The 17,262-nt window shown below is 40.0% G+C and carries 11 protein-coding genes; 10 read left to right on the forward strand and 1 reads right to left on the reverse strand.

From position 1 onward, the window contains the following. Positions 1-14 precede the first annotated feature (14 nt). The 9 genes from AB1Z56_RS22450 to AB1Z56_RS22490 all read left to right on the forward strand — a co-directional run bounded on the left by AB1Z56_RS22450 (position 15) and on the right by AB1Z56_RS22490 (position 15,144). Positions 15-3,182, forward strand: coding sequence for a SusC/RagA family TonB-linked outer membrane protein (locus AB1Z56_RS22450; RefSeq protein ID WP_426790240.1), 3,168 nt, complete (start codon positions 15-17; stop codon positions 3,180-3,182). Positions 3,183-3,194: 12 nt separating this feature from the next. After that, positions 3,195-4,787 carry a RagB/SusD family nutrient uptake outer membrane protein gene (locus AB1Z56_RS22455; protein WP_313266296.1) on the forward strand — a complete coding sequence of 531 codons (1,593 nt, stop codon included), beginning with the start codon at positions 3,195-3,197 and terminating at the stop codon, positions 4,785-4,787. A 16-nt stretch (positions 4,788-4,803) separates the two neighbouring features. Then, positions 4,804-5,544, forward strand: a complete 741-nt coding sequence (locus tag AB1Z56_RS22460) for a fasciclin domain-containing protein (RefSeq protein WP_313266295.1) — start codon at positions 4,804-4,806, stop codon at positions 5,542-5,544. Positions 5,545-5,555: 11 nt separating this feature from the next. After that, positions 5,556-7,157, forward strand: coding sequence for a DUF5008 domain-containing protein (locus AB1Z56_RS22465; RefSeq protein ID WP_313266294.1), 1,602 nt, complete (start codon positions 5,556-5,558; stop codon positions 7,155-7,157). Positions 7,158-7,184: 27 nt separating this feature from the next. Beyond that, entirely contained in the window at positions 7,185-8,957 is a 1,773-nt protein-coding gene (locus AB1Z56_RS22470; protein ID WP_426790241.1) for a LamG-like jellyroll fold domain-containing protein, read from the forward strand. A 12-nt stretch (positions 8,958-8,969) separates the two neighbouring features. After that, positions 8,970-10,970 carry a M60 family metallopeptidase gene (locus AB1Z56_RS22475; RefSeq protein WP_426790242.1) on the forward strand — a complete coding sequence of 667 codons (2,001 nt, stop codon included), beginning with the start codon at positions 8,970-8,972 and terminating at the stop codon, positions 10,968-10,970. Positions 10,971-10,985: 15 nt separating this feature from the next. After that, positions 10,986-12,728, forward strand: coding sequence for a LamG-like jellyroll fold domain-containing protein (locus AB1Z56_RS22480; RefSeq protein ID WP_309359755.1), 1,743 nt, complete (start codon positions 10,986-10,988; stop codon positions 12,726-12,728). Between the two features lie 16 nt (positions 12,729-12,744). Beyond that, positions 12,745-14,697: a hypothetical protein gene (locus AB1Z56_RS22485; RefSeq protein WP_426790243.1), complete on the forward strand. Its 1,953-nt coding sequence runs from the start codon at positions 12,745-12,747 to the stop codon at positions 14,695-14,697. Positions 14,698-14,970: 273 nt separating this feature from the next. Beyond that, on the forward strand, positions 14,971-15,144 hold the full coding sequence (locus tag AB1Z56_RS22490) for a PLDc N-terminal domain-containing protein (RefSeq protein WP_408733536.1): 174 nt from the start codon (positions 14,971-14,973) through the stop codon (positions 15,142-15,144). A 214-nt stretch (positions 15,145-15,358) separates the two neighbouring features. On the opposite strand, the gene AB1Z56_RS22495 is transcribed toward AB1Z56_RS22490, so the two are convergent. Next, complete coding sequence (locus AB1Z56_RS22495; protein ID WP_426790244.1) at positions 15,359-16,276, reverse strand: LacI family DNA-binding transcriptional regulator; 918 nt, start codon at positions 16,274-16,276, stop codon at positions 15,359-15,361. A 459-nt stretch (positions 16,277-16,735) separates the two neighbouring features. Between AB1Z56_RS22495 and AB1Z56_RS22500 the strand changes: the two genes are divergently transcribed. After that, a complete protein-coding gene (locus AB1Z56_RS22500) occupies positions 16,736-17,149 on the forward strand; it encodes a cysteine peptidase family C39 domain-containing protein (protein ID WP_309359761.1) in 414 nt (137 codons plus the stop codon). Positions 17,150-17,262 lie beyond the last annotated feature (113 nt).

Here is a 17,262-nt window from a genome sequence, read left to right on the forward strand (position 1 = left end):
CCATGAAAAACCAAATGAGAAGATATATACTAATTACTTGTTTACTATTGATCGTTAGGCTTGTCACGGCGCAAGAAACGGTGAATGTAGCAGGTTTCGTGCAAGATCAGACCACACGAAGTGGTGTTTCTGATGTAACTATTAGGTCCACCAAATTGAATAAAGCACTGGGGTCGTCAGACAAAAGAGGATCTTTTAAAGTGACTGCTCCGAAAGATGATATTCTAATTTTTACAAGTACAGGCTATAAGACTACAACACAATCATTGGTAGATCGAAAAGCATTCATCTTTACTATTTACATGACTAGGGATGAAAACATGTTGAAGGAAGTCGTTGTTCAGGGATTTATGACGCGTAGACGCGAGACCTTGACAGGTTCATCGATGACCATCGACGGTAAACAGCTACAGGACAATCCTGTTTCCAATGTGACTGAATTGTTGCAAGGAAAAGTGGCGGGGATGAATGTTCAGGTCAATAGCGGTCAACCTGGAGTGAGAGCATCGGTCTTAGTACGTGGTTTATCCAATATTTCAGTTAGCGGATCAGGGCAAGACGCTTTTTTGACACCAACCTCGCCATTATATATTGTGGATGGTGTGCCTGTTGATGACAATACAGACTTTCAATATGGATTTAACAGTGCAGGTGCGGGTATTAGCCCGATTTCACTAATTCCCCCAGAGGATATACAGTCTGTTGACGTCTTGAAAGATGCTGCAGCTACAGCACTATACGGTTCTAGGGGGGCATATGGGGTCATCCGGATTACTACAAAAAGAGGGCTTTCCAAGGTTCCAATTATCCAGTATTCGACCAATCAATTTTTTAATATGCCACCTCGATTACGGAATGTTTTGGGCGGAAAAAACGAACGTCTCTCGCGGATCAATCAAATATTGGGGTATTCGGGCGGTTATTATCACGGTCGGGATCTGATTTTTGACAATCAAATACTTTCGGATAGTCTCAACCCATATTTCAATAATTCGACGAATTGGCAAGATGTATTTTACCGACCGACGTATAGTCAGTCGCACAACGTAAATGCTTCTGGCGGTGATGCGACATTCAATTATAAGATTAATGGTCAGTACTTTACACAAAAAGGTATTGTGCAAAATACTGGTTTCGATCGTTATACCTTGACGATGAACTCGGAGTACCGACCAACTGATCGTTTTCGCATGTTTGTGAATATGGCCGGAAATATTGGTCGTCAGCAGACGGGTACAGGAACTGCCGTTAGTCAGGGAGGGGTAGCTAATTCGGCATCTGCTTCGTCCTTACTTCCGGCCCCAAATTCACCTTTTGTTGATCCAACGGTGGCCGCGAGCATCTTGGGACGCAACGATAACCGAATGACAGATATCAAATCCAATGTCGAATTGGAATATGAACTTATCCCCGGATTGCGCGCAAAAAATAACTTTAGTTACAATTACATTAGTGATCGTACGGATAATTTTTCACCAGGTATCTCGAACAATAATATTTCCAAACTATATAATTACGACTCGCAGCGGAATACTATCTATAATATGGCGCAGCTGACCTATATTAAATCTTGGGGTCCTGAGGATAAGCATATTCTGACTACTTATGTGTTTAATGAGTTAAACCTCATGAATTTGAAAGCGAAAGCGCAGGAAAAAACAGGTTTTGGTAATGATCAGCTGGAAGGCCCCTTAGGCTATGGTTCATCAAAAGGTGGCGTTTTAAATAATGCGTCGGATGTGCGTTCTGCGGGATTTGCCGGAGCATTAAGCTATAATTATATGTCTAAGTATATTGTGGATTTTACCTATCGTTTTGATAAATCCTCAAGTGTTGGCCCAGATGTTCCATGGCAAAAAAATCCATCTATTTCTGCAAGATGGAATATGCAGAAGGAAAGCTTCTTGAAAGATGCTGCAGAAAATTGGTTGGATTACCTGTCCCTCCGTGCCGGTTGGGGTAAAAATATTGTACCTACCGGAACTGTATTTGACGCCAATGGTAAATATATTTTTACAGGAGAATTTAATAATAACCCAACCATTGGATTTGATTGGGGACAAATGCCGAATAGTAAGTTGATTCCTTCAACAACCACATCAACCAGTTTGGCCGTGGAGGCGGGTATTTTAAACAATAGGATTACCACAATTCAAGAGTTTTATTACAAACAAGTGGATAACATGCTATGGGAACGCAATCTAGCGGATCACAATGGTTATAGTATGCTGAAAGGGAATGATGTGAGTATGGTGAACTATGGTTATGAATTTACGTTCATGTTTAGGCCGCTTCCACAAAATAGCCCGGTCAATTGGAATATTTCGTTGAATGGCGCTATTAATAATGATATTCTAACACGCCTTCCAGATAATGCAAGACAATATATTGTCCGAGATAATAGTGGCAATGGCTTCGATACCTATTATCGCCTTGGCCGCAATAGTATGTCTTATTTATTGTACGATTATCGTGGGGTATTCCCAACCAATGAGTCCGTGCCAATGAATCCTGAAACCGGTGAAACCTACAAAACGATCCGGGATGGGAAAACCTATTATTTTCAGGCAGGTGATCCGTACTGGACAGATTTAAATGGTGATTATATACTTGATGATCGCGATCGGGTAATCGTTGGAAATGCGCAGCCAAAGGTAACTGGTGGTTTGTCGACTTTTATCCAATACAAGAACATGAGCTTAAACGTCAATACATCCTATACCTTAAAACGTGATGTGATCAATGCGGCTATGGCTGGTCAGATGAATTCTTATGGTAACCCTTTATTTGGAGATACACGTGGGCAGAAAAATTCGGCACTCTTACCGATGGATGGTTATGATTTTTGGACATATTACGGCGATAACACATTTTTACCCAATCCATTTGATTATTCACGAAATGGTGGTGTAAAACCTTTCCGCCCAAATCAGACCTTATTTTTGGAAGATGGATCTTATTGGAAAATCAATAGCATTACGGTAGCTTATAATTTTCCTCGCCAATGGACGTCGAAATATAAGATTACTTCCTTGCGTGTTTATGGTACCGCCAATAATGTGTACACCTTTTCTGAATACACGGGCCCCAACCCAGAGGGTGTAACGGCGATGGGATACGACCGATCAGATGGCTATCCGACACCAAAAACATACACCGTTGGTCTAAATGTTCAATTCTAATCGAAGATGAAAATGAAAAAGAATAACCTCTTACAACTGATTTGTGCAGTTGCATTGATCATAGGAATATCTTCATGTAAGAAATTTTTAAATGTGGAACCGACTGATAGTCTTTCGGGCAATAATTTCTGGCGTGATAAAAACGATGCGGAAACATTTACACGGGAAATATATCGTCTCTTTCGTGTGGGGGTAGGTATCGACCGTCCTATTCTATTGGTGGGTGATTTCCGTAATGCACCTGTTTTGCGTACGGCAACCTATCCCAATCGACTTGATATAACTTATATATCGCGTGGTGATATTCGAACCTTGGTGAATACGGTTCGTCCGGAACCTGGAACAGATGCCGATCGTTTCTGGACATACAATGTCGAATGGGATAAAATCAGTGATTGGACACCTATTTATAAAGTGATTCAGTCTGCTAATATTTTATATTCCCTAGTGCCAAAAGTCGCGGAAAATGATCCTTCATTTTCACAAGCGGAGGTGAAGGCTTATCAAGCTGAAGCTGTATTTATGCGGAGTATGTCCTATTTCGTAATGTTGCGTCTATTTGGGGATGTACCTTACTATACCGATGCTTACAACCAGGATCCTCTTCCGCGGACAAAGCATATTCAAGTTGCCAAAGCCTGTTTGGAAGATTTGGAGAAAGTAAAAGATGACCTGCCTTGGACTTATGCGGATCCTGCTAACCGTGGGGTCCGGGCCATGAGAGGTTCTGCTCTAGCCTTGATGATGCATCTGAATATGTGGCTTGCGGGTTTTGATAAGGCAAACGAGAACACCTATTATCAGGCTGTTGACCGTTTCGGTGATGAGCTTTACAATGATGGTGTGTTAGCAAATAAGGCCTATGAGTTATTACCGATCAATAGGGTCGCTGAGGTATTTAATGGACGCTCAAAGGAGGGATTATTCGAAATCCCGAATAATGTGAATTATGGCGAGTCTTATTCAAATACACGGAAGACTTATTTCGCCCATGTATTGCATGCGCCTTATTTTATTTTGAATCAGACAACGACTAATTTAAGTGAGTTAACGTATCGGCCAGAATATATGCACACCCTGTATCCCGACGGTGAACAAGATGGACGGATCAAATATTGGTTTACCGACCCTAAGGGTGACAATTTCATGTTTGCGGGGACAGGCGCTTTTACTTTTTTCAAATTCTTTAATCTCGCATTAGGCGAAGGTAATACCGCGCAGTCATTGGGTAATTACCAGATTATGCTTCGTTTAGCTGACGCGATTCTATTGCAGGCAGAGGCCAACGCTAATTTGGGAGACGAAACTAAGGCTACTACGTTACTTAATATGATTCGGACACGTGCTGAGGCGGGGTTGTATCCCGCTAGCAATAATTACGATAATAACCTGAAAGATGCGATTTACTGGGAGCGGTGCAAAGAGCTTATGGGGGAAGGACATTATTATTATGACCTAGTTCGAACCGGGAAGCTATACGATGCTAAGTATTGTTTTAATCCGGTTACTTATAGCGACTATCTGCAGGAAGCCTGGACTTGGCCGATTAATCCTAAAGCGATGAACAACAACCCCTACATGACATTAAATAACTACTGGAAATAGAAAGGAGAACGTGCAAATGAAATTAAATAATATCCTAGCTGCGGTAATCTTATTACTTACCGTTTTAGCATCTTGTAGCAACAAAGATTATTTTGAAGATAGTGGCGTCCATGATCCTCATTTTAAAGGTAATATGATGGAGTATTTGGAGTCCAAGGCCCAGCGCCCCGAGGATCCGTTTGATACATTGGTCCAGATTATTCGTTACGCGGGCATGGAAGATGTCCTGAAAAATGAAAAGGTTACTTTTTTCGCTCCACCGGATCCGGCGTTTGAAAATGCGCTATCCAATCTGAATTTTAATCTATATATATTGGGCAGGGATACAATTAAATCGTTTAAGGATGTGAAACCTGAGGTTTATCGTCGTTTGTTGAGTCAATATATTATTAAAGGAGACTATGGTTTGACAGATTTCAGACAGGTGGATACAACGGCCAAGTACGCGTTTGGTGGTCAGATTTATCAGACCTATAATGAAGATGCAGCAATCAATGTCGGTGTTGTCTTTCATGACCTGAAAAATGGAGACGCTACGATCAAGTACGGCGGACCGAGACAATTGATGGTTTCTTATATCCCGGACTTTACAAATCCTACCCAAGGTTGGGTCAGTACTTTTGTGGCGTCTTCCAATATTCAGCCAACTAATGGTCGGGTGCATGTCCTGAATTATAGAAACCACACCTTTGGGTTTATGGGGACTCGATTCACGGATTTAGCTATGGAGCTCGGAATAGATTATAATACGAAATAATGGTTGAAATAATGAACATAACGAAATATATCCTTGCAGGAACTTTTATGCTTAGTCTGTATTCGTGCAGTAATAAGCTAGAATACGGACCAGATCCATACGCAGGGGGTAAGGAACCGGTGGATGTGGTTTTTGGAGAGGTAGCGCCATCTCCGTCTCAAGCAAAACCCGGAGCAGAAGTGGTATTCAGTATACGAGGTTTATTGAAATACAAAGATCAACTGAAATTCTATATCAATAATATGCCGGCGCAAGTCACCAATATAAGTGATTCGACTCTGACAAGTATTGTCCCTGAAGACTGTAGTACCGGGGGGGTCAAAATTGTCGTTGATGGACAGATATTTGCTGGCCCGATGTTGCCCATTGTTGGTAAGCTTTCTGTTGACCCGACTTTCCAATCTGGTATAGGAGCCAACAGTCCTATCTATTCGATTTTAAAGACCTCCGCCAATCAGATATTTATCGGTGGAAATTTCACGGACTATAATGGTAGTGCGGCATCGACCAAAATTGCAGGTATTGCACGGATTAGCAATAGTGGTGAGTTTGTGCGTGGTATGCAATTTGGTCAAGGTGTGACAGGTGCAATCACATCGATGGTTGAAATGACCAATAAGGATATTTTAATTTCAGGTAATATCACTCAGTACGATACCATAAAGCTGGTGCGTAATATGACTACGATTAGTAGTACAGGAGCACTACAAGTGAAATCTACACCGATCCTTAACCTCACTTCTGATCCGGCCAAAAGTAACCTGATCGTACCGGTTTTTAATGGAGGTACGTTTTCGCCAATCGTAAAGACTTTTTACCAGAATAATAAGGTAACTGTGGTTGGCCAGTTTGGCCAGTATGTCAACAATTATTACACTCGATCTACTTACGACAATATCTTGATGGATATTTTTCCAATGGGAGGTGTGGCCCGTATGCAAGCTGATGGTGCATTGGATGATAGCTATTTTGTTAATAAAGCTACACTTCCTAATAAAGGTTTTGAGGGGGTTAACGGTATAATTGCCGACGCAGTTTTGCAAGACGATGGCAAATTGATCTTAGTAGGAGCATTTACACGCTTTAACAATACACAAAATGCCAATAACATTGTACGATTAAAAAGCGATGGGAATTTTGATGCGGATTTTCAGGTTGGTAGCGGAGCTAATGGTTTTGTATCTAAGATAAGTTATTCCAAGCTGACAAAAAAATACCTAGTGACAGGTAGTTTTACCATGTTTAATGGAAAAGCTGCCAATGGGATGGTGCTGCTCAATGAAGACGGGAGCAGTGACACGAATTTCCAAAGCCTAGGTTTTGCATCTGGATTTCCGGGTTACGCGGTACAATTGTCTAATGGTCTCATTCTGGTCACGGGATCCTTTGGCAAATATAATAATATTATCCGCGAAGGTTTGATGATGATCGATTCGAAAGGAAATCTAGTCGAAGATTATAATAACACAGGTAGACTAGTCGGTGCGATACATGACTCCTTAGAAGGAACCAATAGCCTGGGACAAAAAACAATCACCCTGGTCGGTCAGATCCAATCCTTTAATGGGAAAAATAATTTAGGCAATATCGTTCGATTAACTTTATTGGATTAGCTTTTATTTATCTATAAAATCTAAAAGATGAAAAGAAATACATGGAAAGAATATGGGGTTGCTGCTTGGAGTTTTCTGCTATTGGTAGTTGCGTTTTCCTGCAACAAAAACATAGAGAATAAACTTGAGTTTGGCTCAGAACCTAAGGACCTCGGCTTAAGTGCCAATCAATACAAGATAATGTATGTTGTCGTTGAAGGTGCCGTTGGTACAGTTGTCGGTAGTGAAGCGACAGATTATGGGCATATGTCCAATATGGCTGCGCTCAGTATGAACGGCGTTTTTAGCTGGAACTCGGTCAGTAGTGAACATGGAACATTGGCGACGGACTATGCCGACTTGTTGACAGGCACTGAAATTGAAAAACATAAGGTCAGTGATGATCAATTGAATGGAAATAATCTAGCGGCTTACCCGACGCTCTTCAAACGGGTTAAACAATATAAAGGGAGCCGGACGGCACTATTAACCTCCAATTCACTCGTGCCAACATTGATCGAAGCGAATAGCGTGGACAATAGTAAAGTCCTGTCAACAGATGCAGAGGTGTTAAGTGCTGCAAAGGAGGAATTGAGTAAGGATGAGGCTACTTTTGTCATGGCAACGTTTTCCAACGTTAGAAAAGTGGGAGAACAGACAGGATATGGGCCTGACAATGATAAATATATTCAGGCTTTGGCCACGTTTGATAACCAACTTGGCGAGATAAGAAAAACGATCACCAATCGTAAAAATTATAAAAACGAACGTTGGCTGATTGTTGTAGCCTCGACTAATGGGGGGAAATATACCCTTAATCCAGCATTGCAAGACGGTAGTGTATTTGCGATTCCGGAGCGCAATAATTTTGTCCTGATGAATAACCCGGAGTTTAGCTACAAGTTGGTAGAACGCATGGAAACGGTAGATCCGGCTTGGACAGGTTCGGCAGTGAGATATTCTGAAGCGAATGGATCTGCAAATTTACCTGCAGCTCAAGCGGCATTATATAACTTGGGTACGGGCGTAGATGCCGGGGACTATACCATACAATTGAAGCTGAAAGTTAATGAAATGAATGGTCGAAATGGTAAGGCTGGTACGGCCCAAAATGGCGTAATTTTTGGAAAGCAAAACGGTTCACAAAATTTTCCAGCTGGTTGGTCTATTACGTATAATGGGGGGGCAGGTTGGAGGTTTATTGGGAATAGTTCAACTGGAGCAAATTATGCTGTAGATGGAACAGCTTTCGATCTCGATACTTGGTATACATTGACGGTGAAAATTTACAAAGATGGAGCTAACCGTGTTGTGAAGATGTATAGAGATGGTGATCTAAAAAGTACAAATACGACATTTTCTGGTCGAAATTTAAGCTCTGATAGTCCACTAAAATTGGGCTATAATGAGGGGTCTTATGGAAATAATGGTGGTTTTGCTCATACTATTGCTGATGTTAGAATCTATAAGGCAGCGATTCCGGATGATGTGATTAAAGCAATATCCTGTTCAACGATGGTAATCTCTACAAGCCCCTTTTACAATGATTTGATTGGCTATTGGCCTGGTGATGACGGTGGGGCAATCCTGAAAGACAAAAGTAAGAATAAACGAAATTTTGAGTTGACAGGAAGTTATGTTTGGAACAGTTTTTCAGAACGTGGAGCCTCATTGTGTCCAACTTTGCCAGACCGATTGGATCGTTTTGTTGTTCGGACAGTTGATGCCCCATTGATGATTTACAACTGGATGAATATCCTTGAGGTAGGACAATTTGATTTGGATGCCCAAAGCTGGTCTCCAGCATTTTCCAATAATTAACCGATAATGCACATGAAAAGAAATTTTAGTTTTTTACTGTTGGCGGCAGGCTTCCTTTCCTTAGCCTACTCTTGTCGAAAGGATCGCCTTAGCCCGGCAGATAACGGGTATTCCGATGTTGATTATCAGGATACTGTAACAGTTAATATTGATACAAATCGCTTTAAGATCGATTACTCAAAATACACGCAAGCACGTTTATTCCCTGGACTGATGACTGCGGAAGAGCCTCGTTTGGAGAATTATTTAGTGCGGATCGATCTCAATTATGAAGAGATCAGAGCGTCAGACTTACGAATCTCTGTTGCACCCGGGGCGTGGCAAGGGACTGGGGTGTATGCCCCGGCTGGTGAGCTGATCGTGATCGATGTCCCAGAAGGTGTATATGGCTTGACGGCGCAGATTAGTCCGCATGTCTCAACCAGTTTGGATGGTATTGATTTTCCTGCTCGTGATGCTGTCATATTTAGTCAAGCTACACTTTTCCCAGGGAAAAATTATATGCGTAATCTTTACGGTGGATTAATTTATATTATACCTTCCCGTCCGATCGGACGGGTGGTAGATCTTCATTTTTCGGGCGTCGCCAAAGCGCCAAGCTTTAAATTGAGTGGTCCCGGAGCTACGACGAATGAAGAATGGAAAGCGCTAGTGGCAAAATCGACAGTACCTTGGTTTGATCTGGAAGGGGACCGCATCGTTTTTACGATGCAGACTGAGCGGCTAAAAAAATATCCTATTGAAGACCCTACCGAATTAATGAAAACTTGGGATAAAGCTATTCGTGAGGGCTACTGGGATTGGACCGGGATGACCGAAGGTAATCCTGATATTCGACATCGTGCTCCTTTCAACAAGTGGCGGATTGTCCATGACGTTCTCTTTAAGCCAGGGGTAGCTCAGGTTTCGGGTTATCCGGTTCGTGCTGGTGCTACTGAGAACTACTTCAAGCAAGCAGTTGGTATAGATGGTGTGAAAAATGCCAATTGGGGTACTTTTCACGAACTAGGCCATAATATGCAAATGGGATCGACTTGGAATTTTGCTGGAAATGGCGAGGTTACCAATAACTTGTTCCATTTTAGGGTATCGAAGGTTTTTGGACATCAGAGTTATAAGATTGCCGAAGTATGGAATAGTGCTGTTCCTTATATCGCGGCAAAGAAAACTGGTGGGATAACTAAAGATGACATAAACTGGGCGAGTATGGATGTTGAAGGTAATGCTTATAAAAGTAAAGCACATGATATCCGTTTGATGATGTATGCACAGATCTTTGAGAAGTATGGCTATGAATTTATGACTTATATCTATGTGCGAGGGCGTGAAGCGCGCTTTACTTCAGCTAATGATCAGTCGAAAATAGATTTCTTTTACGAAGCGTTATCGGAATATACCAAAATAGATATGGAACCTTATTTGAATCAATGGGGGCTCAAGGTCAGTGCAGTGTCTAAACGCTACGTGTCTCAAGAAAAGGAATTGCCATTATTGGATAAAGCAGTTTGGCTATTTAATCCAGTCACCAAAACAGGAGGTGATGGGCCTATTCCAATCTATAGAACGGATGTTAGCACCACAAATTGGGCGGCGACGATTTCTCCAGCAGATCATCTCCGTAACGATTATCCATTAAGCAATCTGTTTGACGGGAAGCCTGCTACCTTTTGGCACGTTGGTAACGTGAAGACTTTCCCATACAGCATCGCTGTGGTAAGTCCAAATGATATTAACGCTGACGGATTCTATTTTCAAGGACGTTCAGGGTACTTGACACGTTATCTTACTGATTATACGATGGAGGTTCGGGCCAATGCATCGGCTGCTTGGGAGGTCGTGCCAATGGAAGGTGGAAATACTTTGGCCATTATGAATAATGATCCAGAAAAAGTATACCTAAAATTCTCGGACGGTGTTCGAAGGAAATTTAAGGAGTTTCGTTTGAATATAAGAGCTGCAATCCATGCAGATGTTGCTATGGCGGAATTGGGCGCTTGGACATTTGATAAATAAAAATATATAATCGAGATGAAGAACTATAAATATATATTGGGGAGCATGCTAGTTTTTACGGTTTGTTGCCTTATGTCATGCAAGAAATATTTTGATCCTCCTCTGGTTTTCGAAAAAGAGGAGCCGCAATCTATTACTAAGGAGAGAAAGGTATTGTTAATTTCAATCGATGGATTGGTGGGGACAGAACTAAATAATTACGTTCCTACTAATATCGGCAAACTATTGGAGCATTCAAAATATACCTTTAAAAGTATTGCGGATGCCAATACGAAAGATGCGTCAACTTGGACAACGATACTTAGCGGAAAAAACAGCGCTAAACATGGTGTCGTCACCAATAATTTTGACGTAGAGGAAGGTGAAGATGATGATATTCATGACCACGATGGCACTGGCGTGTCAACAGGTTATATCAGTTTATACCAGCGCCTATTGGAATCAGGTCGGATACTTAAAACGCTATCGATTACTGCTTGGGAGCCATTAGATCATAATTTATTTAACTTGTCGGATGAGAATGGAGTAGTCGCTTCAGATGAAGCCGCTAAAGTAAAGGCTGTAGATCGCATCAAAAATGGAGAAAAGGATTTAGGTCTGGCTGTAGTCGATTTTCGTGATCTGAATACTGCGGGTGTAACAGGAGGTTTTTCAATGGATAACCCCAATTACAAATCGACATTGGACCGAATTGATGGATATGTTGGAGAGATCGTAACCGCTGTTGAGCAGCGTAAAAGTTACGCAGGTGAAGATTGGCTGATTATTATTACGGCTAATCATGGTGGAATTGATCAAACTTACGGCGGTGCCACTTTCGCAGAACGCATGGTTCCTTTGATCCTATACAATAAGAATTTTATAAAATTTGAATTGGATCTTCCGCAGATTGTAAATACATTGACCATGAGTAAGGCTGGTAACGATATTCCGATCATGAAAGAAGACCCTAATGCTTATGAAATTGGTAAAGACGGCGAGTTTACTATTATTTCAAAAGTAAAGGTTTCGGCATTTCCAACAACAAATTCGGTACTTTATGGTAAAACGTCTCATGCATATAGTGGTACAAAAGGCTGGCATTTGATGGTTGAAGGGGGAGGAAGACGATTCCGTTATATTATGGGGAATGGTACCCTGATTTATGTGTACCCTCCGGGGCAATTGGTAATCGATCAATGGCATAATGTTGCGCTTAAGATTTATAATGAAAATGGAAAGCGGATGGCAGTTTGCTATATGGACGGTGCAGCTGGGGATGCCGTAGATATTACTGGTAAAGATCTTACCGCTGGTAGTGCAAATCCCTTTTTTATCGGTGCTGGACCTGCAGGTAAATCTTACGGCATAGCAACAGCCGTAATCAGCAACCTTGCGTTTTATAATAGTGCCCTTGCTGAAAGCGAGATCAAAGCATTTAAATGTAAAGATGATATTCTTCCTACAGAATCGACTTATGGCAGTCTGAAGGGGTTTTGGAAAATGGATGAAGGTGCGGGGAGAGAATTGAAAAATACTATTACGACAGCTACTAATACAAGCTTTTTAGCAGATGCTATCTTAAATTGGAATATACTGCCAAAATGGAATTGTCTCACTGATGAGGAACTCAAAGCTGAGGAAAAAAAGAAAATTCTTTATCAATATGACATCACATCTCAAATTTTTTATTGGTTAAATATCAAACCGGCTGAATCTTGGGGACTAGAAGGAAAGGTGTTTTTGAATGCCTATGAAACTGAATTTGTTGGAAAATAACCGAATCAATTAGACCATGATGAAAAGAAAACTATTTTATGCAACATGCGTTGCCCTTATAGCATTTGCAGCATGTAAAAGGGATGATTATTGGAATCAGACTACTGTTGTCCAGCGAGGAAGTATCTCGGGGACTTTGACTAATACTGATGATAATACGGTGTTAAAAGGCGTAAAAATATTATTTCAACGGCAGACGAAAGCCAATGGAGATCAGACTTTTATAGATACTGTGTCTACGGATGTAAAAGGACAATTTAGGTACGATGTTCCATTTCCTAATTTAGTAAAAGTATCTATACGGGATACAGGGCGCTATCACTTGGAAGAGAATTTTGTAGACGTTACTGAAAACAAAGATTATCCAATCCTATTGAATAGCTATCCACGATTTGGCATTTCCCAAATTAATGTTCAGGTACTCAGTGACCTCAAGCAGCCATATATGGGCATAAAAGTAGGGCTTTATGAACGTGAAAGTAATACAGAATCTTATTCTGTTGTAGATACATTGTTGTCTGATGAACAGGGCAGGGTATCTTTTACCGGTAGAGCATTCCCTGTACGCTATAAGGTGAAGGTTGCGGAACCGAATGTGGCATACATGCCAGATTCACTAGAGGGAGCTTTGTTGACGAGGACCCCAATTGAGCTTACTTTGACTACTAAATCCTTATTCGGCAAAGGTAATCTGAAATTGGTGAGCAAGCAGGTTTTCAGTAATCAAGTTATAAAAAATGAAAAATTCCAGTATCGTTATAAATCGGTTGTAGATAAGGAATTTTCCACTTGGGAGGAAGGTGAATTTGATAACGTTGGTCAATTTACGCTCGTTAACAAAGTATACCCAGGGGATGTAGAGATCAAATACAACAATAATTCCAAGGTGAGATTTGAAGTGCAAAATAGCACAATGACGCTAGCGGAATCTAATACGGTTACACCTTTTCAGGTGATGATTAAAGATCTGGACCCCCGGTACACGAAGCCTATTTTGACAAATTTAAAAGTTTCAACCTTGGTTTTGAATAATGGACTTAGTGTTAAAGGTCCTTTTGCTATAACGATGGATAATAGCCATAACTTATATATTGCCGATGGTTATAAGAATCAATTGTTTATGATTGATGCTTCAGGGAGTGCTAGTGTTATTGCCGGCAGTGGTACGGCAGGATCCGTCGATGGAGCTGGTACAGCGGCAACCTTTAACGGTATGTGGGGAGTAGCTGTCGATTCTTCGGGTACTATTTATACGACAGATGCCGCTAGTGTTGCTGGAGCGCATCGAATTCGTAAGATCGTAAAAAATGCGAACGGGGATTATACGGTCTCTACAATCGCTGGTACTGGAACTGCGGGTACAGCTGATGGTGTAGGTTCTGCTGCAACATTTAATAGACCATCAGGTATTATTTTTGACAAGGCAAGAACATCTCTATATGTTTCAGAATGGGGGGGCGCTCGCCTAAGAAAGATCGATCTTTCAACGACAGCAAATACGGTATCTACATTGGCGATACCAAGTGGGGCGGGTAATCTATTTACGATGACTTTAACTCCAGATGGCAAGGATATGTATGTATCAAGCAACAATAATAATAATATCTTCAAATACAATTTTACATCAAATTCGATCGCACCGTATCAAAATTCAAACGTCAATAACAGAGGATTGTTTGCTACGGCAGGAGATGTGCTTTTAGCTACAGCTGGTAATCATAATCTGATTTTCTACTATGATTTGAAGACGAATGTGATGACTGAGTTGTCTACCAGAGTTTCCTCGGGTGATGAAACAGGTCAAGTTATTGATAATGTTCCAATTAAGGATGAGGCCGCAAGGTTCTTTCAACCATTTGGTATTTATTATGATGTATGGACAGGAAACTGGTATGTGGCCAACAATACAAATAAAAATGCTGAAAAAACTGTGGGCTCCGTACGAATCATTCGTTCAGATGATATTTAGATATTATGCATTATTATTCATCTTCTATAAGTAATGTGTGATAATGTTCATATAGGCATTCTATACTTAAATATTAGAGGTGAAGGTAGAATAGAGTTGATTGCTATTCATGAGTACCACGTATGAAAAGGGGGGATAGTTTAGTGGTTGAAGCGAGTTTTTTAAGTTTCGCTTGTATCGGTTCCTCAGTTCGAAAAATGGTTTGGGGAGCCATTATTAATTTAATTTATTATAATTATGGATATCTTATTTTTAAACTTGGGAATGAATGAAATGTATTTCTTAGCAATTCCTATATTGCTTGTTTTTTATACTATTTATCATATCATAAAAAATACGAATATATTACCACAGAATAAAGGTATTTGGATTGTACTGGTTCTGCTCTTTAATTTTATAGGTTGTTTATTGTATTTTGCTGTTGGAAATAAAAAGGCAGATAGGTAAAAGAAAATTCTAGATAAATCCCCGAGAGTGATATGTTTCGGGGATTTTTGCCAAATGAGATCTATTTCATTTGGTTTCTTGTTAACTTTTTTAATATGAGTTAGTTGGTTGATTGGCGTATTTCCATTTTTACAGGCAATTTAATGTCTTCAAATGATGAGCTTTCTTGCCTGTCAGGTTTATCTAAAATTTCTTCAATTAGGGCAAATGCTTTTCATCCCATTTCTTTTGATGGCTGGACGATACAGGATAAGGGGGGGCTAAAGAGATTGGAGAATGTGAAGTTAGCAAAGCCTAAGAGTGCTATGATTTTCGGCACCTCAATATTCAGTGCATGCAATACCTCTAAAACCTGATAGGTTAATTGATCAGAAGCTGTAAATATAGCATCCGGAAGTATGTTTTCCTGTATCCTTTGTGCAAAATATTTTATTAGTTCTTCACGACTATTTTCACCATTTTTCTCCACATCAATTGACAGGAGGTTTTCATAGTTTATTTGGATACCAGAATCGTTTAAACACTGTAGATAACCACGTCGTCGCTCTTCAACAACTCCTTTGGCCATACTTGAAATAAAAAGAATATCCATGCATCCCATACTGATCAAATGGGATATGCCTTGATAGACAGCTCTAAAGTTATCGATGCCAATTTTATGGGTACTGATGGCATAATTTATTCTGTCTATTAAAACAACTGGAATACCATCTTTTTTTAATTTTCTAAGATAATCAAGTGAAATGCAATTACCTGTTGGGGCAATTATAATTGCGTCGGCACCTTTTTTAAATAGCGTTTCTAATAGGTTTAATTCACGGACTGGGTCATCATAGCTTTGCATAATGATTAAGTTATAGACCGTTTTTGACATTTTTTCTTCTATTCCTTCCAAAATCTGGGAAAAAAATGAATTACCAATTTTGGGCACAATCATGCCTATGATATTTGTTTTTCCAGTGCGGAGTAATTTAGCATATTGATTGTATTGGTAGCCATTTTCATCGGCAAATTTTTGTATTTCAACTTTAGTAACTTCGCTGATCTCATGGCTATCTGCCAGTGCTTTTGAAACAGTGCCAATCGAATATCCCAACGTTTTTGCGATATCCTTTATAGTAATCCTTTTCATAATCGGTTGTTTATATTAGTTATTTTGTCCTATTTATTCAGTGATGGCCTTTTGGGCGTACAATAGTGTGAAAACTGGTTATTAAAACTTTATGAAGATGCTTTTGGCATCACAGATTAAATATGAACCCATATGTTCTTCTTCTACTAAATCTATGCAAGGATCAGTGAAAATATATCATCGATTTAATATGCAATCGATTGTGTAAAGAACGAAAACGATTAAGACCTAAGGATTATTGAATTTAAATAAGGGACATTGTTTTTGACTTTAAAAAATATAATTCTTTGAAAACGTATTCGTTAAACAAGCAAACGTTTGATTATTTATCGGCTATTTGGCTTAGTACTATTACTCCTTATATTTGACAGTAGTGCGTTTTCTGGCGCGATGGTAATTGATTTTCTCAGATCTCTGCGAACGTACTTCCAACAAAATTGTGCTTTAAAAGTGAAATTCTTGAAAAAGATAAGAGGAGTCGATGGTCGTGCCTTAGAGGGATCATGTAAGTTTATTTTAGGTTTTTATGATATAGCATATCGTAAGATTGATTTGTCAACGTTGATAGCGACATATCAAGATCGGCAATCTATCCAAACGATCAGGGATATCCTGTTTGGATATGGGATTGATAGTATACGATTGTCAGGTTCCGATAAATTTGCCAAAGTGGATGTTCCGTTTATTGCGATATTTCGAAGAAGAAATTTATCTTTCATGGGTTTTACCGTTGTAATTGCAATTGATCGCGCTAATATAACATTGTTCGATCCGCTCGTTGAAAAACTGCAGATTATCACTTTCAATGACTTTATTTCGTTAGACATCGGTGAACTTTTATTATTGAATCGCAGCGTGCATACTGGGAGTTGATTTTGAATTACAATTGTTATTTACTTCCGTATTGTCCCTTGGCTTAGAAACGAAATGCTTTTCGTTGATTGTGCAATCGATTGAGCTGAACAATTGTTTTTTTACTTTTCAAT

Source organism: Sphingobacterium sp. WOUb80 (assembly GCF_050058145.1).
Taxonomy (GTDB): Bacteria; Bacteroidota; Bacteroidia; order Sphingobacteriales; family Sphingobacteriaceae; genus Sphingobacterium.